We start from the raw sequence: 19,546 nt of genomic DNA, 5'->3' as shown, positions 1-19,546 counted from the left end.
GCGCGGTCCTTCGACAGGCTCGGGACAAACGGGCGATGATTCGTTAATCCTCATCCCCCGCCAATCGCACGGCCACTGGCGCGGACAGGAACAATTGCGCGAGATGATAGAAAATCAGCGGCAGGATCACGAGGCCGGCCCGCTCGGGGGCAAAAATGATCGCCGCCAGCGGAGCGCCAATAGCAACGCTCTTTTGGGCGCCGGAGAATAGCAGGGTTTTGCGGTCTCCGCGTGCGAACCCCATCATACCGCCCAGCAGCCATGTGCCACCAAAGGCCAGTCCCAGCCAGAACAGCAGCGCAACCGCCAGCCAGATAAATTCCAGGCCGCTCACCCGGCTCCACATGCCGGCAATTATCGCGGCGGAAAAGGAGACATAGACCGCAAGTGCGATCGCGCCCCGGTCGATCCAGCCCGTCAGATCCTTGTGCTGCATCACAACGGGTCGCAACCATTTTTGAAAAGTCTGCCCGAGAACGAACGGCAGCACCAATATGGCGGCAAGCTTGATGACCGTATCTGACGTAATCTCGACCCCTGCCGCACTGGCCAGCAGGGCAAAGAGGAGCGGCGACAGGAATACACCAACGAGATTTATGACGGCACTGGCCACAACCGAGGCGGCGACATTGCCGTTTGCAATCGCGCAATAGCTTGTCGCTGATTGCACCGTGGACGGCAAGACGCCCAGAAACAGAAAGCCTAGCGCGACATCGGCGGGCAGGACCTGATCCACCAGTTTCGAAAGCGACAGGCCGATGGCCAGCATTACGCCGAAGACCCAGAAGAATATCGTTCCCTGCAACCGGATATTGCGCAGACCTGCCTTCACTTCATGACGTTCGAGACGAATTCCGTGCAGCAGGAAAACAGCAAAAATCCCGGCGTTGAACAAAATGCCGGCAATATCTTTGGCTACCCCCTGCACTGGCAGCAGCGTCGCCAAAAGCACCGCTCCGCTAAGCAGCCAGATGAATTTGTCATTGAGGATCAGGCGAAGGGTTTGCATGGTGAAACCGCCAAATGGATGGCGTCGAATGATTTGGCAAGCTTTCTAATGTTGCGGCGCAGCACCAAACAGGCTAAGGGCGCGGCAATATTGGGGCTTTGCCTATGGCCGCCCTATCCTCTCTTACGGTAGAATCTAATATGTCCCTTCGCAATATCGCAATCATTGCGCACGTTGATCACGGCAAAACAACTCTGGTTGACCAGCTTTTCCGCCAATCCGGAACATTCCGCGACAACGAACGTGTCGAGGAACGGGCCATGGATTCGAACGACCTGGAAAAAGAACGCGGCATCACGATTCTCGCAAAATGCACCAGTGTCGAGTGGAAGGGCACGCGGATCAATATCGTCGATACGCCGGGCCACGCCGACTTTGGCGGCGAAGTAGAACGTATCCTGTCGATGGTCGACGGTGTTATCCTGCTTGTCGACAGCGCTGAAGGCGCCATGCCACAAACCAAATTCGTGACCGGCAAGGCTCTCGCTCTTGGTCTGAAGCCAATCGTTGTCGTCAACAAGATCGACCGTCCCGATGGGCGTGCGGAAGAGGTTCTCGACGAAGTCTTCGACCTTTTCGTCAATCTCGATGCCAATGACGAACAACTCGATTTCCCGGCGCTCTTCGCCAGCGGTCGTAACGGCTATGCCGGCGATACTCCCGAGGTACGCGAAGGCGACCTGTCGCCGCTGTTTGACAAGATCATCGAACATGTTCCGGAGCCCGACGTCGATCCCGACGCCGAATTCAAATTTCTGGTCACTCTGCTCGACCGCGACAATTTCGTCGGCCGGATTCTCACCGGCAAGGTCGAAAGCGGAAAAATCGACATCAACATGCCGATCCATGCCATCGACATGGATGGCAATATTGTCGAGGCCGGCCGCGCCACCAAGATCATGGCCTTCAACGGTCTCGAGCGGGTCCCTGTGGAAAGCGCCAAGGCGGGCGATATCATCTCTCTCGCCGGCCTGACCAAGGCGACCGTTTCCAACACAATCTGCGATGTATCGGTCAAGGAACCGATCGCTGCCCAGCCGATTGACCCACCGACGCTTTCGATGCGCTTTGCGGTGAACGACAGCCCGGTTGCCGGCCGCGAAGGTGACAAGGTCACCAGCCGTGTGATCCGCGATCGTCTGGCACGCGAAGCCGAATCGAACGTCGCCATCAAGGTTACCGAAAGCGACGACAAGGACAGCTTTGAAGTCGCTGGCCGTGGCGAATTGCAGCTCGGCGTCCTGATCGAAACGATGCGTCGCGAAGGCTTCGAACTTGGCATTTCCCGTCCCCGGGTTCTCTACCGCGAGGAAAATGGCAAGCGTCAGGAACCTTATGAGACCGTCGTCATCGACGTCGATGACGAATATGCCAGCACCGTTGTGTCCAAGATGCAGCGTCGCAAGGCAGAGCTGACAGAGCAGCGTCCCTCGGGTGCCGGCAAGACGCGCCTCACCTTCTCCGCTCCTTCCCGTGGACTGATCGGCTATCATGGCGAGTTCCTGTCCGACACGCGCGGCACCGGCCTGATGAACCGCCTGTTTGAAAAATATGACGATTACAAAGGTGTGATTGAAGGCCGTCCGGTTGGTGTTCTGGTCTCCAACGGTACCGGCAACACCGCAGCTTATGCGCTGAACATGCTCGAAGAACGCGGCATATTGTTTATCGGTGCACAGACTCCGGTCTATGAAGGCATGATCATCGGCGAGAATGCCAAACCAGGCGATCTCGACGTCAATCCGATGAAGTCAAAGGCGCTGACCAACTTCCGCGTTTCCGGCAAGGAAGACGCCATCCGGCTGACCACACCTAAGGTCATGACGCTGGAACAGGCGATCGCCTATATCGACGATGACGAACTGGTGGAGGTCACGCCGAAGAATATCCGTCTGCGCAAACGCTATCTCGACCCGAACGATCGCAAGAAGGCATCACGCCAGGCAGCTGCGGCCGCGTAATCCTGCGCGGATCAGGGTGCTATCGGTTCCACGATAAAGATCTCGCCATCCCGATCCGCCAGGAACATCACGCCATTTGAATTGCGGCCTATCGCAACCAGACCGTCGATAGCGCCTACATCTGGCTCAAAATCGGCGTTCAGGAGTTCAAAATTCCGAGACTGGACAGTTTCGCTGGCCTCAATGGCCTGTCGCGGAATTGCCCATATATTGCCTGTGTCTTGATCGGCAAAAATATATTTTTCGCTGAGATTGGCGATGGCACCCTGATAGTAGATTCCACCAAGCACCGATCGTCCCTGCCGATCACCAGTCCCGAATGCATATTCGGCAAACGGATTTTTCAGAAGATCCGGGTTTCCGGCTTGCAACGATGTTGTGCCTTCGAAAAAGGGCCAGCCGAAGTTTGCGCCCGGTTCGGCAAAACGGAATGCGCTGACTTCTTCCAAGCCACCCTGCCCGCTGTCACCAAAGGTGACACTGGCATTGCGAATTTCCATGCCTCTGGGGTTCTGCACGCCAAGCCCGAAGACAAATCTGTCGCCAGCGCCCGCCACAAACGGATTGTCAGCAGGTGCCAAGAAATAGGTCGGTGAAGCACCAGCGAATGGATCGGGGTTTATACGCAAACGCAATATTTTCCCCAGTTGAGAATTGGTATCTTGCGCATTGGCGGAGTTGCCGGCGTCTCCGATCGCGAGAAATAGCAATCCGTTGGCGTCAAACGCGATGCCGCCCCCGTAATTTATGTCGCCAGGATGATCGATCACCAGTCGAGTGCCCGTCCCTCGCAAACCCTCGAGACTTGTTCTAACCATCCGGCGGATCGTGATATTGCTGCCGATCGTGGCAAAAGTGCCGGTGTTCTTTGCAACGACGAACGCCCAATAGGCATTGCTCGTCGCGAACTGATTTTCAACCGCGAGTCCCAACAGTCCGGCCTCGCCATCGGTATTGACGTTCGCCAGGACTCTGTCTTCCGTTATTGATCGGGTTACAGGATCAAGCTTCGAGATGACGCCTCGTTTTTCCGTTACAAAAATATCATCGTCTCCCGGGATGCTGACCAAAGCAGTGATGTCGGATAATCCCGTTGCGATTCGTCTTACGGCGATATTTTCCTTATCATTCTGCACCGTGACGCCAATATTTGCAGATACATTGGCGGTGGCATCGCTAACAGTAACGGTAATATTGTAGATATTATTGCCGTCGGAATCGGTCGGCAATTCGAAATTCGGTGCTGAACGGAAGGACAACGCTCCGGAAGAGTTGATGATAAATTCGTCCGCATCGGTTCCGGAAAGAGAAAAATTCAACTGATCGCCGTCGCTATCGCTCGCTTGCACGGTCAGCACGGCTGTCTGATTTTCAGTGATCACTGCTGAGCCGATCGCCGATATTTGCGGGGGAGCGTTCATAGTAGAAGGTAACTGCACCGGACTTGTAGAACTGCTTCCTCCACCACAACCGACAAGTAAAAAGGTCGAAGATAACAATAAATAACCACGCATCCTGGCACAACTCCTTAAAATTCAATTGAATGATAACTTCACGAATTTTTATTGGCAAGGCTCGTTGGATTTAAATAATTTACATCTCAATATATTGTAATATGAGCGAGCCAGAAACCCAGCAAATTTACCCACGAACATAAAGGTCTTAAAACGGTCGGTCAGCCGTAAGTGTACCCATGGCAAACAGCCAGCGATCAAGACCTCGCGGCTTTGCAGCCGGTTTGCTTGATTATGCGGAACATAAACCTATCGTCGCCATTGCGAATCTGGAGAAAGAGAAAAAAACGTGAAATGGATGCTGCTTCCACTCAGGCGCTATGCAGATTTTAGCGGCCGCTCCCGGCGCAGGGAATTCTGGATGTTTTTTCTGTTCCAGTTCCTGATCCATATTGCGTTTTTTGCCATCTTTTTTCTGCTTGGACAAACGATGTTCGCGGCAGCAACCGGAATCACCCTAGATCCTGAATCTCGACAAGTTCCTCCAATTAATGTCATAATAGTCATGATATTCATGGCAATATGGGGCTTATTCTGGCTGGCGATGCTGATCCCGAACGCAGCGCTCGTAACACGGCGTTTCCACGATCAAGGCGTCCCGGGATTCGTTGGCATCCTTCTGTACATCGGGACCGTCATTTTTACCCTGCCCGGCCTCGCGATTTTGATTTTCATGTGCTTCGGCGGCAAAAAGGGTGACAATAAATATGGCCGCGATCCCAAGATGACCGAGAATGTCGGAGACATCTTCAGCTGAAGCCTGCCTTCGGATATCTCATTGGACAACAGCTGTTTGATTTTCGCGAAGGTTATGGCAAAGCGCACTCAACTTCAGAGAACGAGTATTTATCATGACCGACGAACAAAAACCCGATCAGGCCGATAACGCAGCAGCTGGACCGGACACGCCGCCCGACCGCCTCGCCATCAATCCGCGCAGCCCGCATTATGGTGGCGAATTGCTATCCCGCGGCATCGGGATCAATTTTCGCGGCGACCGCAAACATAATATTGAGGAATATTGCGTTTCCGAAGGCTGGGTCAAGGTCCAGGCGGGCAAAACAATGGATCGCAAGGGCAATCCGCTGCTGATCAAGCTGAACGGCGAAGTCGAAGCCTGGTTCGAAGACCTCGGCGATGATGCGCCAAAGACTGGCAAAAGCGCTTAACCGGCAGAGTGAGCATGACACCGAAGCGCATTCAGTTTTTCATCGCGCTGGTGTTTTTCATTCTCGGCGGTTGGGCGGCCTTCTTCCCCCAGCATGTGATCGATACAACCTTTCTGCCCGAATATCGCGAAGGCGGACGCATCTTGCCGTTTGCCGTCGCCTGTTTCGGCGCGCAGGCCCTGCTGTCAGGTCTCTTCGCCGCCTTTTCGCGCTTCTCGTCGCTGACCTTCCTGGTCTACGGCATCGCGCTGCTGCCCTTTTTCGGGTTCAACTATTATTTCACCTTCCACGATCCGGTGTTCACCAGCATCGGGCTGCTTGACGCGGTGGGCAATGTGATCATGCTGGCGCTCTGCTATGTCGGCTGGAAAAAATGCAAAGCGGCAGAAACAGGAGCGGACTTATGACATTCGAGGGTAAAATTGTCTGGATCACCGGAGCATCCTCCGGGATTGGCGAGGCGCTGGCCAAGGCCTTTGCCAATGAGGGCGCGCATATCATCTTGTCGGGCCGCCGCACCGAAGCGCTCGATCAAGTCGCTGCCGGCATCAAGGCCGAGACTTTGATCTTGCCCTTCGAAACCACCGACTATGACGCCCTGCCCGCAAAGGTCGAGGAAGCGCGCGCCTGGAAGGGCAAGGTCGACATTCTGGTCAACAATGCGGGCATCAGCCAGCGCAGTCTGGCGCTCGACACCCATCCCGATGTTCATCACAAAATCATCAATGTCGATTTGCTCGCCCCGATCTGGCTGACCCAGCTGCTGCTGCCGCACATGATAGAAGCCGGTGGCGGACATATTGTCGGGATCAGCTCCGTGGCGGGTCGTGTCGGTGTCCCACTCCGTACCGCCTATTGCGCCGCCAAACACGGGCTGATCGGCTATATGGATGCCCTGCGCGCCGAGACCGAGAAACTCCACAATATCCATGTGACCAACATCCTGCCGGGATCAATCCGCACCAACGTCTCGCGCAACGCGCTCACCAAAGAGGGAGAACGCCGCGGGAAATCCGATGCTGCGATCGACAATGGTATGGAGCCTGATGAATGTGCCCGCCAGATACTCGACGCCGTCGCCAACAAGGTTCCGGAACTGCTGATCGCCGAAGGAATGGAACAGCAAATTGCACTGTTGCGGCAGAGCGATCCGGAGCAATGTTTTGCCATGACGGCAGCGCTGGGCGCACAGATAGCGGAAAAATATGAAGCGGGAGAGAGCGACTGATGGCCCTGATATTGCTGGAAAAGGCCGACGGAATTGCAACCATCACGCTCAACCGCCCGGAGGCGATGAACGCCCTGTCCCATGCATTGCGCACAGAATTGTTTGACGCTTGCCAGAATATTTCCCGGGATGAAGATATTCGGGCTGTTATCGTGACCGGTGCGGGCGAGCGGGCCTTCACCGCCGGTCTTGATCTCAAGGAACTGGGCGAACAGGGCCTCGGTGCGGCCACCGACCAGAATCCAGCGCGCAACCCGTGCCGGGCGCTGCAGTCGCTAAACGTTCCCGTCATTTGTGCAATCAATGGCGTCGCGATCACCGGCGGTTTCGAACTGGCCCTCGCCTGCGATATCCGTATCGCCTCGACCAACGCCCGTTTTGCCGACACCCACGCGCGCGTCGGGATCATACCCGGCTGGGGCCTGTCCCAGAAACTGTCTCGCTTCATCGGCCTCTCCCGAGCCTGCGAACTGAGCTTTACAGGCCAGTTTCTCGATGCCCAGACGGCGTGCGACTGGGGTCTGGTCAACCATGTCTACGCACCGGATGAGCTGATGCCCAAAGCGCGCGCCCTGGCAGCGGATATGGCCAGTATCGATCCACAATTTCTCAAAGCGTACAAGAAGCTGATCTTCGACGGCTATGACCGAAATTTCAGAGACGCGCTGGCGCTGGAGAAACAGACCACCGACGCCTGGAACGGCAATGTGACGGCGGAAGATGTCGAGCAACGCCGGCTGGCGGTGATTGAACGGGGCCGGGCCCTGAAAGCCTGACTTCAGCTTTTCGAAGCGAGCAGAAATCCGGTAATTTCGTTCAATGCCTTTTTGGCCTCGGGAATGGGAAGCAGCATCCAGACATGCTGCATCCGGTCGTAGAGTTTCAGCTCGATATTGGCCCCGCACTCGTCGCCCTTCTGTTTCAGACGAAGGGAGTCCGCCAGCAACACCTCGTCTGTTCCGGCAAACACCAGCATCGGTGGCAATCGATCCAGCGGCGCAAATAACGGGCTGGCCGGGAACATGGCAGGGTCCTCGCCTTCGCGCATCCACCAGGACCCGAGGCGGCGAATTCCCTCGACCGAGATCAGCACGTCGGTCTTTTCCAGCTCCGCCTGTGTCGCGTCGGCAGCAGTTTGATCCAGATAGGGGCTGAGCAGCACCAGCTTGGCCGGCAACGCCTTGCCCTCGTCCCGCAGCATCTGGGACAGGCCAAGAGAGAATCCGCCGCCCGCGCTATCACCCATCACCACGATATTCTCTGCACCATGGCGCGAAACAGCTTGCCGGAATGCCTCCATCACCATTGCATAGCTGCGGTCCCATTTATTTTCGGGGGACAAGGGATAGATGGGCACGGTGACGCTCGCGCCGGTTTTGCGGATCAGTTTCTTGATAAAATGCCAGTGTAGCGAGACAATGTTGAAGGCATAGCCGCCGCCATGAAGATAGAAGATGTGCAGAAACGTCCCGTTCTCTTTCGGGCGGAGCCGATAGAGCGGCTGGCCGTCAATCTCGCTCTTTTCGATATCACAATGTTTGCGCAGCCAGCGCACCGGCGACGCGGGCCCCCGGGCATGATCCCGGGCGATATATTTTTCGGCCCGGCCGGGTTTCAGCAAATAATTCTTCAACCGCGAAAGCCGGACAATGGCAAATAGCAGGCGCGCCCGTAAACTGATCATATCGTCCTCCGAAAATGCTGCACCACCGGTCAGCGGAAAAAGCAGTTGGTGCCTGAATAGAGACTATCGACGGTCGGAGTCGCGCCGTTGTCCGAAAGAAAACCGCCGATAAATCCATCTTCGCCAGAGCCGGAGAAAAATTCGATACCGAGCGTGCTGTCCGGTTGCATCTCGATTGGCATAGCCGCTTCCAGTTCGGCTCGGGTAGATCCCACGCTGATATTCCGATCTGTCATTGCCGACTTTGCATCACCGTCAAAATACCAGCCGACGAGCTTCTCATCCTGAAAATTGGTCGTCAGACCGGTTGCGGCGGAGGAAGCGAATTCCATCGGCCCGGCGCCGCACTCTTCATTGCTGTTCTGATGGACCGGACCATATTCTTCCAGCTTCGCGATAACAGTGCTTTTGTCGGTACCGTAAGAGAAACGCTCCCCTTCTCCCGAGGCAATCCCGTCTGGCTGTAGGACTATTGCAACAACCGGTGCCGCTTCTTCGGTTTCATCCGGTTGGGGTTTTTCGACCGGTGCAGCACATCCGGACAGCATCACCAGGACGAGGGTCGTTACCATCATTGCCCTGCGCATAGTCACCCCGGATTTCCCTCTATCTGCGGGACATCGGAATCAATCTCGACCCAGGGCTGTTTGCTACCGGTCCAGAAATGGATTTGCGGATGCAGCACGCTGGTATCATCCAGCGTTCCTGCCTTGATGAAGGTTACCCCAGGCTGGGTCGGCAGCGAGGTTTTTACCGGTGACCCGCAGATGCCGCAGAAATGGCGATGGACCACATTTCCGCTGTCGGCATGATCATCATAGGTCGTGAGAACACCCTCGATCACGATCTGCTCGTCCGCGACCGCAAAGAGAACCGAATAGGAACTGCCTGCCTGTCGCTGGCAGTTCTTACAATGACAGACGCCGCACATCTGCAGATCGCCCTCGATCGTGTAGCTCACCGCGCCGCATAGGCACTGGCCTGTCATTGTCATCTCAATTCTCCCTGATCACGCAACCTTGCGTACGAAAACCGTTCCGGCCGAATAACCCGCCCCGAAAGAACAGATCAGGCCGATGTCTCCTTCAACCAGATCGGCGCTATGCTTGTGAAAGGCGATGATCGAACCGGCCGAGGACGTATTCGCATATGTGTCGAGGACGGTCGGGCTTTCGTCATCGCTCGCTTCATGCCCCAGCACCCGCTGGGCAATCAGCCGGTTCATCCCGGCATTTGCCTGATGCAGCCAGAGACGGCGCAATGCTCCGGCCTCGATGCCGAGCCGATCGGTCTGTTCGTTGATCATGTTGGCTACCATGGGCACCACTTCCTTGAAAACCTTTCGCCCCTCCTGAACGAACAGCTTATCCTTGTTGTCGCGGGTTTCCGGATGGGTACGGTTAAGGAAACCAAAGTTGTTGCGGATATTGTTCGAAAACTGCGTCTTGAGCTTTGTTCCGACGATTTCCCAATGCTGGGCCGGCGCAATATCCTTGGCCTCGACAAGGATCGCCGTCGCCACGTCACCGAAGATAAAATGGCTGTCGCGGTCGCGCCAGTTGAGATGGCCGGAGCAAATCTCCGGATTGATAACCAGCACCGATCTGGCGCTGCCCGAGCGGATATAGTCTGCTGCGGTCTGGATGCCGAAGGTCGCGGAGGAACAGGCGACATTCATATCGAAACCGAAACCGTCTTCCATGCCGAGAGCATCCTGAATTTCGACAGCAATGGCCGGGTAGGCGCGCTGAAGGTTCGAACATGCGCATAGCACCGCATCGACATCCTCCGGTTTGCGCCCTGCCCGTTGCAGCGCCTGCAGCGCGGCTTTGACACCTATTTCGGCCAAGATGGATATTTCGCTGTCGGGTCTCTCCGGCAAGCGGGGGCACATGACTTCGGGATCAAGAATAGGGTCCTTGGACAGCACAAAACGCGACTTGATCCCCGATGCCTTCTCGATGAATTCAACCGAGCTGTGCTGCAGTTCTTCAGCATCCCCTGCTGCGATAGCGTCGGCATTTTGACGGTTTGTCAGATCAACATAGGCATTGAAACTGGCCACCAGTTCCTCGTTGCTTATGCTGTTCTCCGGCGTGAAAAGGCCGGTTGCGGAAATGACGGGAATATTGCTGTCGGTCATGGGAAGAACTTGTTCCTTTTGCGCTCGCGCCTTCTGGTGGCGTCTGAAAGGTGACGGTAATCTCCCCAAGCGAAACTGGCAAGCCGGGTCGATCATGCCTTGCCTATCAATTCGGGCTTGCTATCAACCGGATATGAATGACCGTGTCCAATTGAACGATAGCTGGAAAGAGCCGCTCGCCAAAGAATTCACCAGTGAATATATGGCCGGTTTACGGGAATTTTTGCTGCAGGAAAAAGCGGCCGGCAAACAGATTTACCCGAAAGGCGAGGAATATTTTCGCGCCCTTGACCTCACCCCGCTCGACAAGGTCCGGGTCGTGATATTGGGCCAGGATCCCTACCATGGTCCGGGACAGGCGCACGGCTTGTGCTTCAGCGTACAACCGGGTGTTCGCCCGCCGCCATCGCTGGTCAATATCTACAAGGAACTGGAAAGCGATCTCGGCCTGCCCCGTCCAGCCCATGGTTTTCTCGAACATTGGGCCAAGCAGGGCGTCCTGCTGCTCAACAGCGTCCTGACGGTTGAAATGGCCAATGCCGCGTCCCATCGCGGCAAGGGTTGGGAGAAATTTACAGATGCCATCATCCGCCTGATCGCGGCAAAGCCGGAACCGGTCGTGTTTCTGCTATGGGGAAGCTATGCCCAGAAAAAGGCCTCCTTCGTACAGAGCGTTGAACAGGGCGGCCACCATCTGGTGTTGAAAGCGCCCCACCCCTCGCCGCTGTCCGCTTATAACGGGTTCTTCGGTTGCAAGCATTTCAGCAAGACCAATGCGTTTCTGGAACAAAACGGAATGGCGCCGATCGACTGGAGCCTGCCCGACGTCGGCCTTTAGCCCAATTCCGACACGGTCTTGATGTTATTCCGGTCCAGCCGCCGCTCCGGCCAGGCCCTGTATCCAGACATCAATATCCTTTGCCACCTGCTCCGGCGTTTCTTCCATAGGCAGATGGCCGGCATCGGCATAGATAATCAGCTTGCTGTCCGGGATAGCGGCTTCAAATGCACGGGCATGAGACACGGGAATGACCCGGTCCTGTTCTCCCCAGAGCAACAACACAGGCATTTCCAGAGTACCGACCTCGTCCCATTTTTCAGGCTGGCGCGGGGTCTTGCCCCGGTCCACTGCCGCTTTGCGATTGCCGGGAAAGCGAAGCAATTCCCAATAGCGGTCTACCTGTTCTTCCGTCAGTCGCTCTGGCTGGGCAAAATTTTCCTCCAGTGACGATTTGACCAGAAAGCGCGGCGTAATTTCCGGCAGCAAGATTTGCCCGATGGATGACCGGGCCAGTCTCGCACCGAGATAGGGTTTGATCTTTTCCGCGACCTGCGCGCCTGAGGCATCAATCAGAACCAGCCCCGAGATACGCTCCGGCACCGACAGACCGGCACGCCAGGTCAGCCAGCCACCCATGCTGTTGCCTATCCAATAGGCATGGTCGACACCGACAGTATCAAGCACCCGCACCGCCGCCGCGATATTGGTGTCCGCATCATAGGCACCGGCCGGATGAGGGCCGGTCAGGCCATGGCCGTATAGATCCAGCGAAATGAGGCGATATTTGTCTCCCAGCAGAGCCACCATCGGCTCCCATGTCTGGAGCAGGCTGTTAGACCCGTGGATCAGCAGCAGCGCGGGACCATCCTTGTTGCCTTCATCGCGATAGTGGATTTTTGCGCCCTGGCCATCTTCAACAAAACGCGAGGCTTCGTTGCCATATTTGGCGATCATCTCGGTGCGGTCGGTGTCCGGCGTCCGGAAAATGAAGAAGGCCGCACCCAGCACGACCAGCAACAGCAGAATGATCCGGATCATTTTTTTCATTATTTTGTCCCTCTCCCGATAGGCTATTCTATCGAAAAAGCAGGCAAGCGCAAATGGCCTATTCGCCGGACCGCCACTCGCCAGGCTGCAATCCCTCTAGCGTCCATTCTCCGATACTCCAGCGCACCAGCCGCAGCGTGGGGTGGCCGACAGCAGCCGTCATCCGGCGCACCTGCCGGTTCCGGCCTTCGCTTATGGTGAGTTTGAGCCAGCAATCGGGAACGCTTTTCCGCACCCGGATCGGGGGATCGCGGGGCCAGAGGTCCGGGTCTGCAATCCGTTCGACTTCCGCAGGCCTGGTCAGACCGTCCTTCAGTTCGACACCGGTCCGCAACTGATCGAGGCTCTCTTCCATGGCCTCTCCCTCAACCTGGACAAGATAGGTTTTCGGCATCTTATATTTCGGGTCCGATATCCGCGCCTGCAATTTGCCATCATCTGTCAGCATCATCAGTCCCTCGCTATCCCGGTCGAGCCTGCCAGCTGGATAGACGCCGGGAACGTCGATGAAATGCGACAACGTCGGACGTTTGGTCTCGCTGCCGCGATCGGTGAATTGCGGTAAAACGCCAAAGGGTTTGTTGAAGAGGATCAGCTTTGCCATGCCTCCCCTTTGGCAGCGACGAGCGGAATGGGCAACGTTACAACAGCGGCGCCAACAAAGTAATGGCGCCTGCCCGATGTTGATTGCCGGTATCACTACCGGTCCGGCTCGAAATTGTGTAGCGCATGCCGATGCAATTGAACAATTTCGATACCGCCGCTTTCCTGCGCGATTACTGGCAGAAACGCCCACTGCTGATCCGAAATCCGTGGCAGTCGTGGCAAAACCCGCTGTCTCCGGATGAATTGGCCGGCCTTGCCTGCGAGGACCATGTGGAATCGCGCCTGATTACCCAATCGAGCGACGACTGGAATGCCGAGCACGGCCCCCTGCCCGAAACGCGCTTTGGAGAACTCGGCAAATCGCCTTGGACCCTTTTGGTGCAAGCGGTTGATCATCATGTTACCGAAGTTGCCGCGCTGATCCCACCTTTTCGCTTCATTCCCAACTGGCGGATCGACGATGTCATGGTCAGCTTTGCCAGCGACGGGGGCGGAGTTGGGCCGCATTTCGATCATTATGATGTGTTTCTCGTCCAGGGTCTCGGCCAGCGCCGGTGGCAGATTGGCGGCATGTGCGATGACCGGACAGCCCTGCGTTCGCATGAAGACCTGCTGCTGCTCGCCGGTTTTGACGTCGAGGAGGAATGGACTCTGAACCCGGGTGACATGCTCTATGTACCGCCGGGCATCGCTCATAATGGCATCGCAAAAGGTGGGGATTGCATGACATACAGTATCGGTTTTCGCTCGCCGTCGCGCAAGGAACTGATCGGCAGCTGGTGCGACGACTTGTTGCCGCAAATGACCGATGATGACCGCTATGGCGATCCCGATCTATCGGTCCAGGACAATCCCGGGGAGATCCCCGCCGCCGCGATCGACCGGCTGCATGCCATGATCACAGAGAAACTGGCGGATCGCGCGGCCTTTGCGCGCTGGTTCGGGGAATATAGCAGCACGCCGAGATATCCGGAAACCGACTGGCGCCCCGAGGAAGCGATCGAGACCGACCATCTGCGCGGTTTGCTGACGGAGGATCATCCGCTGTTCCGTAATCCCGCCAGCCGCTTTTCATTCGTTCGTGAGGACGAAGGCAAGCTGCTGCTATTTATCGATGGGGAATGCTTTCCCTGCGCCGGTGAAACAGCGTTGCTGGCCGAGATGCTGTGCGCTCAGGAGCAATTTGTTATCAATCCCGAATGGCGAAAGTCGGACGCTGTGGTCGAGCTACTCGCCGAACTGTACAATCGCGGCAGCCTGTCCTTCGACTGGGGATAGGTTCCGACCAGATTCAAGACAAAAAAAGGGCGGCAGTGCCATGCACTCCCGCCCTCTTTCGTATTCGGTGTAAGGCTTAAGCCTGCTGCAAGTTTACAGCGGCTTTCTTGCCGTTATTTCCGGTTTCGACATCATATGTCAAACGCTGTTCTTTTTCGAGCGACTGCATTCCGGCAGCCTGAACTGCTGTGATGTGCACGAAGCTGTCATCGCCACCATCTTCAGGAGCGATGAAACCATAGCCCTTGTCGGTGTTGAAAAATTTTACGGTGCCTGTAGGCATAGTCTTATTCCTATTCATAACTTAATTATGCCCGATTATGCAAAATGCAGAACCGGACGGGATTGGCCAACTTCGAGAAATGGGAAAAAGAGTATGCGACCGTTGGGGTTGCGAAACCTAGATTTCTTCGTAACGCGATTTATTAGCTGTAGCGTCTATAGCAGCCTATTTGTTAATAAGCAAACAGTTGAATTTCAGCGGTTTCAAGGCTCGAGGAAATTGTGTAGCAATAGTGCCGATGAAACAAGCAAAACTCACCTGCGCAGCCGCGCTTCTTCTCTGTATCCCGCTCGCAGCGTGTGATTCACCCTCCGCTCCAGCACCGGAGCCATCACCGCAGGACCTGTTTTTCGAGCGGCTGAGTCTGCTCTGCGGCAAAGCCTATGCCGGGACATTGGCATCTGAACAGCAAGCAGATGCCGATATGGCGGGAAAGCCAATGATCATGCACGCGGCCTCTTGCGATCTGAACGAAATCCAGATCCCTTTCCATATCGCGGAAGGACCTGACACGTGGAACCGGTCACGAACCTGGATCATCTCCCGCACCGATGACGGCCTACGGCTGAAGCACCGGCATCGCCACGAGGATGGAAGTCTGGACAGCGTCACAAATTATGGCGGCGACACGGCTGAGGAAGGGACTGCGGATCGACAGGAATTTCCAGTGGACGCTGAATCCATCGCCTCCTTCAAGGCCAGTGGTCTCGACCAGTCGGTGACCAATGTCTGGGCGATGGAAGTCAGCGAACCCGGCCAGGGCGACGCCCGGTTTGCCTATGAACTGCGCCGGCCGGAAACCGCCGATGGCCGGCATTTCCGCGTCGAATTCGACCTGTCCAAGCCGGTCGCTGTCCCGCCCCCGCCCTGGGGCGGCTGAACCGCGATGTTCGCAGAGCTGGCCGTCGGTGGTTTCATGGTCCTTCTGACCGTCCTCATTCACGGCGTTGGCATCTTCGGTCTCGGCCGTTTTCTGCGGATCGAGGCCCGCGAGGAGGCGGCGGAGCATATTCACCCAATGTCCCCGCACGGGATCATCGTCACGCTCGCGCTGGTATTCGGCCTGTTCGTGCTCCATGGCATAGAGATCTGGGCCTATGCGATCGTTTACCGGCTGGTCGATGCCATTGCCACTTTCGAGCAAGCGATCTATTTTTCCACGATCACCTATTCCACCACCGGCTATAACAGCGATGCCCTGGACACCAAATGGCAGATGATTGCCGCGATCGAGGGCCTGAACGGATTCATCCTGCTAGGCTGGTCCACCGCATTTTTTGTCACTGTTGTCGCCCGTATGGGACGTCGCTAGTGCAACGCGCCCAACACAAGGAAAGTCTCGCCAGACGGTTTTTCCGCTGGCTGCTGGCCCTTTTCTATCTGGTTGCCGGGATCGCCCACATTCGCTCCCCGGACGGGTTTCTGGCGATCACCCCCGACTGGGTACCCTTTGCCGAACAGATCATCCTGTTCACCGGAATAGCCGAGATCGCCGGAGCAGTCGGACTGCTGGTCCCGCCCGGCCTGGTTCCAAAAGCACGCTATGCGGCAGGGCTCGGCCTCGCCCTCTATGCGGTCTGTGTCTATCCCGCCAATATCAACCATGCCATCAACAATGTCGTGATCGGAGGCCAGACGGCGAGTTGGCTCTATCACGGCCCACGCCTTGCCTTTCAGCCCATATTTGTCTGGTGGGCCCTGATCGCCGGGGGTGTGACCAACTGGCCATTCCGGTACCGGACAGCGTAAATCTGCCCTAAAGCCTGTATTTATGTTATGCTCGCCTTCGCTATTTTGGGAACGGCAAAGGAGCAAAATATGGAAAAGCATGGCGATCAGATCGAAGTGACCGAACGCGAGGCGAGCAACAAGCCCCGTGCGTCCCATAATGTCAGGATCGTGCTGGCGGCGTCTTTGCTGCTGGCGGTCATTGTCATGTCGATGGCCTGGATCATTCCGGCACTGAGTTAGTTCGCGCAGGACTAACCGCGAATGGCCGTGCTGGCTTACCGTCAGATTGCGCCGGCAATATAGGCCACCAGCAATGCGGCCGGCAAAAGCAGCGCCTGGGCCAGCAATGTCCCGCCTACCCTGCTCAGCGACAGCCAGGTGATCGTCCTCCGGAACATCGGCTGGCTGACGCGTCCGCTGACCACGTCGTCGGTCATTACCGAGAGTTGCGGGTCGATGACTACAAACAGCAGGATCGTGGCAAAGCCGTTGATCACGGCGGATAGCTGCGATGCCGTGACCCGATATTCGGGATTGAGATAGCCGGCGTACAGAGAGCCGACCACGCCGACCGTAAGCAGCGCCTGCGCCACAATATTCAATATGATGATCGCCATCGATACGCCGCGCGGCTTGCGCAAGTCGCTGATATGTACGCGCTTGGGTGCGGTTGCAGTTCTTCCGACATAGCCGATCCCGCCCTTGGTCAGGGCGTGCCAGATCAGCCGCGGCATTGAGCGATGCTCATGGAATTGCAAGATGGCGCTGCTGAACCAGCGTTGCACCGTCGGAATGAGCAGCGCGCCGACAATGGTGGCGGCCGTTGCCGCAAGCAGGACGAGCCGAAAGTCGCCGAGCAAGCCTTCGCCCGTGCCATCGGCCAGCCCGTTTTCGATCCGTTTGGCGAGAAATGGCCCGAGGAAGCTGTTAGACAGCCGCGACACCAGAACCAGGATGTTGAAGAGGGCAAAGGATACCGCGATCCGCCCGGTTCGCACGCCGGCAATGCGGGCTGAATAGGCCAGCGCTCCGATCAGGTGGATCGAGAAGGTCAAAGCGCAAATTATCAGGAGTTGCTGATCCATGGTTTTTTCCGATTTCTATCGACAGAATCATCCGCTTGTCGGGCACGAAACGAAAACGCCCATGAACCAAATCTTCAGCTATCCAAACAATATTTTGTGTGGCCGTGCAGTTTGTGGCTAGCACAGTTTCGCACAGGCATTTATTGGGATTTCCGCTATCCAGCGCGCTATTCTGATCGGACCTGTTGATGCTTGCTGTTCTCGCGCCTTATTCCCCTGCACTTGTTGCCCTGATACTGCTTTTGCTGTTGATCGCTTTTGCGACGGAAATCCGTCCGCCGGAGGTCACCGCCATCGGCGCAGCCGGCCTGCTCCTGGTTCTCGGGCTGATCTCGACCGACGATATTCTGGCCGCAATGAGCAACCCAGCCCCTCTGACGATCGCCGCGATGTTCATCATCTCCGGGGCGCTGGTCAGGACCGGTACGCTGGAAGCCTTTGCGCTCAAGGTCACCGGTCTGGCCAAGGCGTCTCCGGTGCTGGCAACCGGACTGTTGCTGGTCGCCATCGCGATTCTGTCGGGCTTTACCAACAATACGCCGCTGGTGATGATGATGATCCCGATCGGAATAACCCTGGCAAAGGAACTGGGCGAGCGCCCGTCCAAGATATTGATGCCGATATCCTTCGCCGCCATATTGGGCGGCACCTGCACCCTGATCGGCACATCGACCAATATCTTGGTCGACGGTGTCGCGCAGAAGAACGGCCTGGCCGGCTTTTCGATTTTCGAGATCGCCCCGGCCGGTATCGTCATCGCGCTGGTTGGCGTGACCTATCTCGCCCTGACCCGCCGCTTTCTGCCGGACCGTGACACAATGTCCTCGCTGCTCGACGAGAATGAGAGCAAACGCTATACGATGTCGATCTTCATCGGCGGCACATCTCCCTATGTCGGCCAGATAGCGAGCGAGATCGACCTGTTCCGCAATGGCGAGCGGCGGCTGGTGGATGTCGTCCGCAACGATGTGCCGATCCGCAAAGCGCTGTCGGAATATGTGGTTCGGAAGGGTGATGTTCTGGTTTTGCATACCAATGAAGCGGACGTGATGACCATTCGCGAACGCGGCAAGCTGCCGCTGACCAAGAGCGAGGATTCGCAGCAGTTTGTGCCGATGTCGTCGCACAGGTCGATGCTGGCGGAGATATTGCTCCTCCCCGATGCCCATCTCATCGGCCAGAGCCTGAAAGAGGCGGCCCTGCCGCAACGCTATGGCATTCATCCGATCGCCATGCACCGCAGGGGCAGCAACCTGTCCGAGCAATATGACAACACCAAATTACAGGTTGGCGACACCCTGTTGCTGGAAGGCGCAAAAACAAACATCCGCCGGTTGGTCGAGGGCGAGAATCTGATGAATGTCAGCGAACCGAAAACCCGCGGATACCGGCGCCACAAAGCGCCGATCGCAATTGCGGTGATTCTCGCTGTGGTGCTTGCCGCCGCTCTCGATATCATGCCGATTGCCGGGCTGGCAGTGCTCGGAATGGCCGCAGTCCTGGTCACCCGCTGCATTGAACCGGACGAGGCTTTTGCCTCGGTCGACTGGCGGATCATCGGCCTGATCGTGGCGATGCTGGCAATCGGCACGGCGCTGGAAAATGCCGGTCTGGTCGAGATGATGGTCGCAGCTGCAACCCCCTGGCTGTCCGGCTTCCCGCCGGTCTATGCTCTCGCCGCCATCTATCTGCTCAGCCTGATGCTGACCGAACTGGTCACCAATAACGCGGTTGCCGTCGTTGTCACGCCGATCGCGATCCAGCTCGCCTTATCGCTTGGCGTCGATCCACGGCCCTTTGTTATCGCGGTCATGTTTGCCGCAAGCGCCAGCTTCCTGACGCCGATCGGCTATCAGACCAATACACTGGTCTATGGCGCAGGCGGCTATCGCTTCCTCGATTTCGCCCGCTATGGCCTGCCGTTGACGCTGGTTATCGCTATCACCTCAATAACCATCATTCCCCTGATCTGGCCCCTGTGAGATATAAAGGCGCGCCCACTTGGTAAAATCCTGTGGGCAAAGTTT

23 protein-coding genes are annotated in these 19,546 nt (G+C 56.7%); 13 read left to right on the top strand and 10 right to left on the bottom strand.

All coding sequences use genetic code 11. The annotated features are described in order from the left end of the window. Positions 1-43: 43 nt before the first annotated feature. Positions 44-1,009, bottom strand: a complete 966-nt coding sequence (locus tag CHN51_RS13670) for a bile acid:sodium symporter family protein (protein ID WP_100094516.1) — start codon at positions 1,007-1,009, stop codon at positions 44-46. A 140-nt stretch (positions 1,010-1,149) separates the two neighbouring features. On the opposite strand from CHN51_RS13670, the gene typA reads away from it, so the two are divergent. Then, complete coding sequence (gene typA, locus CHN51_RS13665; RefSeq protein ID WP_100094515.1) at positions 1,150-2,970, top strand: translational GTPase TypA; 1,821 nt, start codon at positions 1,150-1,152, stop codon at positions 2,968-2,970. A gap of 11 nt (positions 2,971-2,981) precedes the next feature. Here the strand turns inward: typA and CHN51_RS13660 are convergent, their stop codons facing one another. Continuing rightward, entirely contained in the window at positions 2,982-4,484 is a 1,503-nt protein-coding gene (locus CHN51_RS13660) for a PQQ-dependent sugar dehydrogenase (RefSeq protein WP_100094514.1), read from the bottom strand. 298 nt (positions 4,485-4,782) lie between these two features. Here CHN51_RS13660 and CHN51_RS13655 point away from each other — a divergent pair, with 298 nt between their 5' ends. The 5 genes from CHN51_RS13655 to CHN51_RS13635 all read left to right on the top strand — a co-directional run bounded on the left by CHN51_RS13655 (position 4,783) and on the right by CHN51_RS13635 (position 7,657). Then, entirely contained in the window at positions 4,783-5,241 is a 459-nt protein-coding gene (locus CHN51_RS13655) for a DUF805 domain-containing protein (RefSeq protein ID WP_100094513.1), read from the top strand. Positions 5,242-5,335: 94 nt separating this feature from the next. Then, on the top strand, positions 5,336-5,653 hold the full coding sequence (locus CHN51_RS13650; RefSeq protein ID WP_100094512.1) for a DUF3297 family protein: 318 nt from the start codon (positions 5,336-5,338) through the stop codon (positions 5,651-5,653). 14 nt (positions 5,654-5,667) lie between these two features. Further along, entirely contained in the window at positions 5,668-6,060 is a 393-nt protein-coding gene (locus tag CHN51_RS13645; RefSeq protein WP_100094511.1) for a hypothetical protein, read from the top strand. Further along, on the top strand, positions 6,057-6,881 hold the full coding sequence (locus CHN51_RS13640) for an SDR family NAD(P)-dependent oxidoreductase (protein WP_100094510.1): 825 nt from the start codon (positions 6,057-6,059) through the stop codon (positions 6,879-6,881). Before CHN51_RS13645 ends, CHN51_RS13640 begins: the two co-directional genes overlap by 4 nt. Further along, entirely contained in the window at positions 6,881-7,657 is a 777-nt protein-coding gene (locus tag CHN51_RS13635) for an enoyl-CoA hydratase (RefSeq protein ID WP_100094509.1), read from the top strand. The genes CHN51_RS13640 and CHN51_RS13635 overlap by 1 nt, the downstream gene beginning before the upstream one ends. Before the next feature lie 2 nt (positions 7,658-7,659). Here the strand turns inward: CHN51_RS13635 and CHN51_RS13630 are convergent, their stop codons facing one another. From CHN51_RS13630 to CHN51_RS13615, 4 genes are read right to left on the bottom strand one after another with little or no spacing between them, the layout of a single operon-like run. Further along, a complete protein-coding gene (locus CHN51_RS13630) occupies positions 7,660-8,565 on the bottom strand; it encodes an alpha/beta hydrolase (protein WP_100094508.1) in 906 nt (301 codons plus the stop codon). Between the two features lie 29 nt (positions 8,566-8,594). Continuing rightward, positions 8,595-9,158, bottom strand: coding sequence for an aspartate-semialdehyde dehydrogenase (locus CHN51_RS13625; RefSeq protein ID WP_123906327.1), 564 nt, complete (start codon positions 9,156-9,158; stop codon positions 8,595-8,597). Continuing rightward, entirely contained in the window at positions 9,155-9,559 is a 405-nt protein-coding gene (locus CHN51_RS13620; RefSeq protein WP_100094506.1) for a GFA family protein, read from the bottom strand. The genes CHN51_RS13625 and CHN51_RS13620 overlap by 4 nt, the downstream gene beginning before the upstream one ends. A gap of 15 nt (positions 9,560-9,574) precedes the next feature. Further along, positions 9,575-10,708 carry a beta-ketoacyl-ACP synthase III gene (locus tag CHN51_RS13615; protein ID WP_100094505.1) on the bottom strand — a complete coding sequence of 378 codons (1,134 nt, stop codon included), beginning with the start codon at positions 10,706-10,708 and terminating at the stop codon, positions 9,575-9,577. Positions 10,709-10,841: 133 nt separating this feature from the next. Here CHN51_RS13615 and ung point away from each other — a divergent pair, with 133 nt between their 5' ends. Further along, positions 10,842-11,546, top strand: coding sequence for a uracil-DNA glycosylase (gene ung, locus CHN51_RS13610; RefSeq protein WP_100094504.1), 705 nt, complete (start codon positions 10,842-10,844; stop codon positions 11,544-11,546). A gap of 24 nt (positions 11,547-11,570) precedes the next feature. Here ung and CHN51_RS13605 read toward each other — a convergent pair whose 3' ends face one another. Next, the gene (locus CHN51_RS13605) at positions 11,571-12,536 is read right to left on the bottom strand and encodes an alpha/beta hydrolase (protein ID WP_100094503.1); all 966 of its coding nucleotides are present in this window, start codon (positions 12,534-12,536) and stop codon (positions 11,571-11,573) included. A 58-nt stretch (positions 12,537-12,594) separates the two neighbouring features. After that, a complete protein-coding gene (locus tag CHN51_RS13600; RefSeq protein WP_100094502.1) occupies positions 12,595-13,140 on the bottom strand; it encodes a pseudouridine synthase in 546 nt (181 codons plus the stop codon). Between the two features lie 131 nt (positions 13,141-13,271). Between CHN51_RS13600 and CHN51_RS13595 the strand changes: the two genes are divergently transcribed. Then, on the top strand, positions 13,272-14,420 hold the full coding sequence (locus CHN51_RS13595) for a cupin domain-containing protein (RefSeq protein ID WP_100095645.1): 1,149 nt from the start codon (positions 13,272-13,274) through the stop codon (positions 14,418-14,420). A 76-nt stretch (positions 14,421-14,496) separates the two neighbouring features. Here CHN51_RS13595 and CHN51_RS13590 read toward each other — a convergent pair whose 3' ends face one another. After that, positions 14,497-14,703, bottom strand: coding sequence for a cold-shock protein (locus CHN51_RS13590; protein ID WP_067200226.1), 207 nt, complete (start codon positions 14,701-14,703; stop codon positions 14,497-14,499). A gap of 238 nt (positions 14,704-14,941) precedes the next feature. Between CHN51_RS13590 and CHN51_RS13585 the strand changes: the two genes are divergently transcribed. From CHN51_RS13585 to CHN51_RS19835, 4 genes are all read left to right on the top strand, one after another. Then, complete coding sequence (locus CHN51_RS13585) at positions 14,942-15,583, top strand: hypothetical protein (RefSeq protein ID WP_100094501.1); 642 nt, start codon at positions 14,942-14,944, stop codon at positions 15,581-15,583. A gap of 6 nt (positions 15,584-15,589) precedes the next feature. Next, positions 15,590-16,015 (top strand): ion channel, encoded by a 426-nt coding sequence (locus CHN51_RS13580; protein ID WP_100094500.1) that lies wholly within the window; start codon positions 15,590-15,592, stop codon positions 16,013-16,015. Beyond that, positions 16,015-16,452, top strand: coding sequence for a DoxX family protein (locus CHN51_RS13575; protein ID WP_240616730.1), 438 nt, complete (start codon positions 16,015-16,017; stop codon positions 16,450-16,452). The genes CHN51_RS13580 and CHN51_RS13575 overlap by 1 nt, the downstream gene beginning before the upstream one ends. Before the next feature lie 69 nt (positions 16,453-16,521). Continuing rightward, entirely contained in the window at positions 16,522-16,674 is a 153-nt protein-coding gene (locus tag CHN51_RS19835) for a hypothetical protein (protein WP_164089224.1), read from the top strand. 41 nt (positions 16,675-16,715) lie between these two features. On the opposite strand, the gene CHN51_RS13565 is transcribed toward CHN51_RS19835, so the two are convergent. Continuing rightward, positions 16,716-17,519: a lipid II flippase Amj family protein gene (locus CHN51_RS13565; protein WP_100094497.1), complete on the bottom strand. Its 804-nt coding sequence runs from the start codon at positions 17,517-17,519 to the stop codon at positions 16,716-16,718. 188 nt (positions 17,520-17,707) lie between these two features. On the opposite strand from CHN51_RS13565, the gene CHN51_RS13560 reads away from it, so the two are divergent. Then, the gene (locus CHN51_RS13560) at positions 17,708-19,501 is read left to right on the top strand and encodes an SLC13 family permease (RefSeq protein ID WP_100094496.1); all 1,794 of its coding nucleotides are present in this window, start codon (positions 17,708-17,710) and stop codon (positions 19,499-19,501) included. Positions 19,502-19,546 lie beyond the last annotated feature (45 nt).

It is taken from the genome of Sphingorhabdus sp. YGSMI21, assembly GCF_002776575.1.
Lineage (GTDB): Bacteria > Pseudomonadota > Alphaproteobacteria > Sphingomonadales > Sphingomonadaceae > Parasphingorhabdus.
Note: the sequence above shows the minus strand (reverse complement) of the source record. Positions and strands in the feature narration are given on the sequence as shown.

Bases quoted from the DNA above. Each gene is read 5' to 3' on its own strand.
- CHN51_RS13670 (WP_100094516.1), bottom strand. From the start codon at position 1,009: ATGCAAACCCTTCGCCTGATCCTCAATGACAAATTCATCTGGCTGCTT.
- typA (WP_100094515.1), top strand. From the start codon at position 1,150: ATGTCCCTTCGCAATATCGCAATCATTGCGCACGTTGATCACGGCAAA.
- CHN51_RS13660 (WP_100094514.1), bottom strand. From the start codon at position 4,484: ATGCGTGGTTATTTATTGTTATCTTCGACCTTTTTACTTGTCGGTTGT.
- CHN51_RS13655 (WP_100094513.1), top strand. From the start codon at position 4,783: ATGCTGCTTCCACTCAGGCGCTATGCAGATTTTAGCGGCCGCTCCCGG.
- CHN51_RS13650 (WP_100094512.1), top strand. From the start codon at position 5,336: ATGACCGACGAACAAAAACCCGATCAGGCCGATAACGCAGCAGCTGGA.
- CHN51_RS13645 (WP_100094511.1), top strand. From the start codon at position 5,668: ATGACACCGAAGCGCATTCAGTTTTTCATCGCGCTGGTGTTTTTCATT.
- CHN51_RS13640 (WP_100094510.1), top strand. From the start codon at position 6,057: ATGACATTCGAGGGTAAAATTGTCTGGATCACCGGAGCATCCTCCGGG.
- CHN51_RS13635 (WP_100094509.1), top strand. From the start codon at position 6,881: ATGGCCCTGATATTGCTGGAAAAGGCCGACGGAATTGCAACCATCACG.
- CHN51_RS13630 (WP_100094508.1), bottom strand. From the start codon at position 8,565: ATGATCAGTTTACGGGCGCGCCTGCTATTTGCCATTGTCCGGCTTTCG.
- CHN51_RS13620 (WP_100094506.1), bottom strand. From the start codon at position 9,559: ATGACAATGACAGGCCAGTGCCTATGCGGCGCGGTGAGCTACACGATC.
- CHN51_RS13615 (WP_100094505.1), bottom strand. From the start codon at position 10,708: ATGACCGACAGCAATATTCCCGTCATTTCCGCAACCGGCCTTTTCACG.
- ung (WP_100094504.1), top strand. From the start codon at position 10,842: ATGAATGACCGTGTCCAATTGAACGATAGCTGGAAAGAGCCGCTCGCC.
- CHN51_RS13605 (WP_100094503.1), bottom strand. From the start codon at position 12,536: ATGAAAAAAATGATCCGGATCATTCTGCTGTTGCTGGTCGTGCTGGGT.
- CHN51_RS13600 (WP_100094502.1), bottom strand. From the start codon at position 13,140: ATGGCAAAGCTGATCCTCTTCAACAAACCCTTTGGCGTTTTACCGCAA.
- CHN51_RS13595 (WP_100095645.1), top strand. From the start codon at position 13,272: ATGCAATTGAACAATTTCGATACCGCCGCTTTCCTGCGCGATTACTGG.
- CHN51_RS13590 (WP_067200226.1), bottom strand. From the start codon at position 14,703: ATGCCTACAGGCACCGTAAAATTTTTCAACACCGACAAGGGCTATGGT.
- CHN51_RS13585 (WP_100094501.1), top strand. From the start codon at position 14,942: ATGAAACAAGCAAAACTCACCTGCGCAGCCGCGCTTCTTCTCTGTATC.
- CHN51_RS13580 (WP_100094500.1), top strand. From the start codon at position 15,590: ATGTTCGCAGAGCTGGCCGTCGGTGGTTTCATGGTCCTTCTGACCGTC.
- CHN51_RS19835 (WP_164089224.1), top strand. From the start codon at position 16,522: ATGGAAAAGCATGGCGATCAGATCGAAGTGACCGAACGCGAGGCGAGC.
- CHN51_RS13565 (WP_100094497.1), bottom strand. From the start codon at position 17,519: ATGGATCAGCAACTCCTGATAATTTGCGCTTTGACCTTCTCGATCCAC.
- CHN51_RS13560 (WP_100094496.1), top strand. From the start codon at position 17,708: ATGCTTGCTGTTCTCGCGCCTTATTCCCCTGCACTTGTTGCCCTGATA.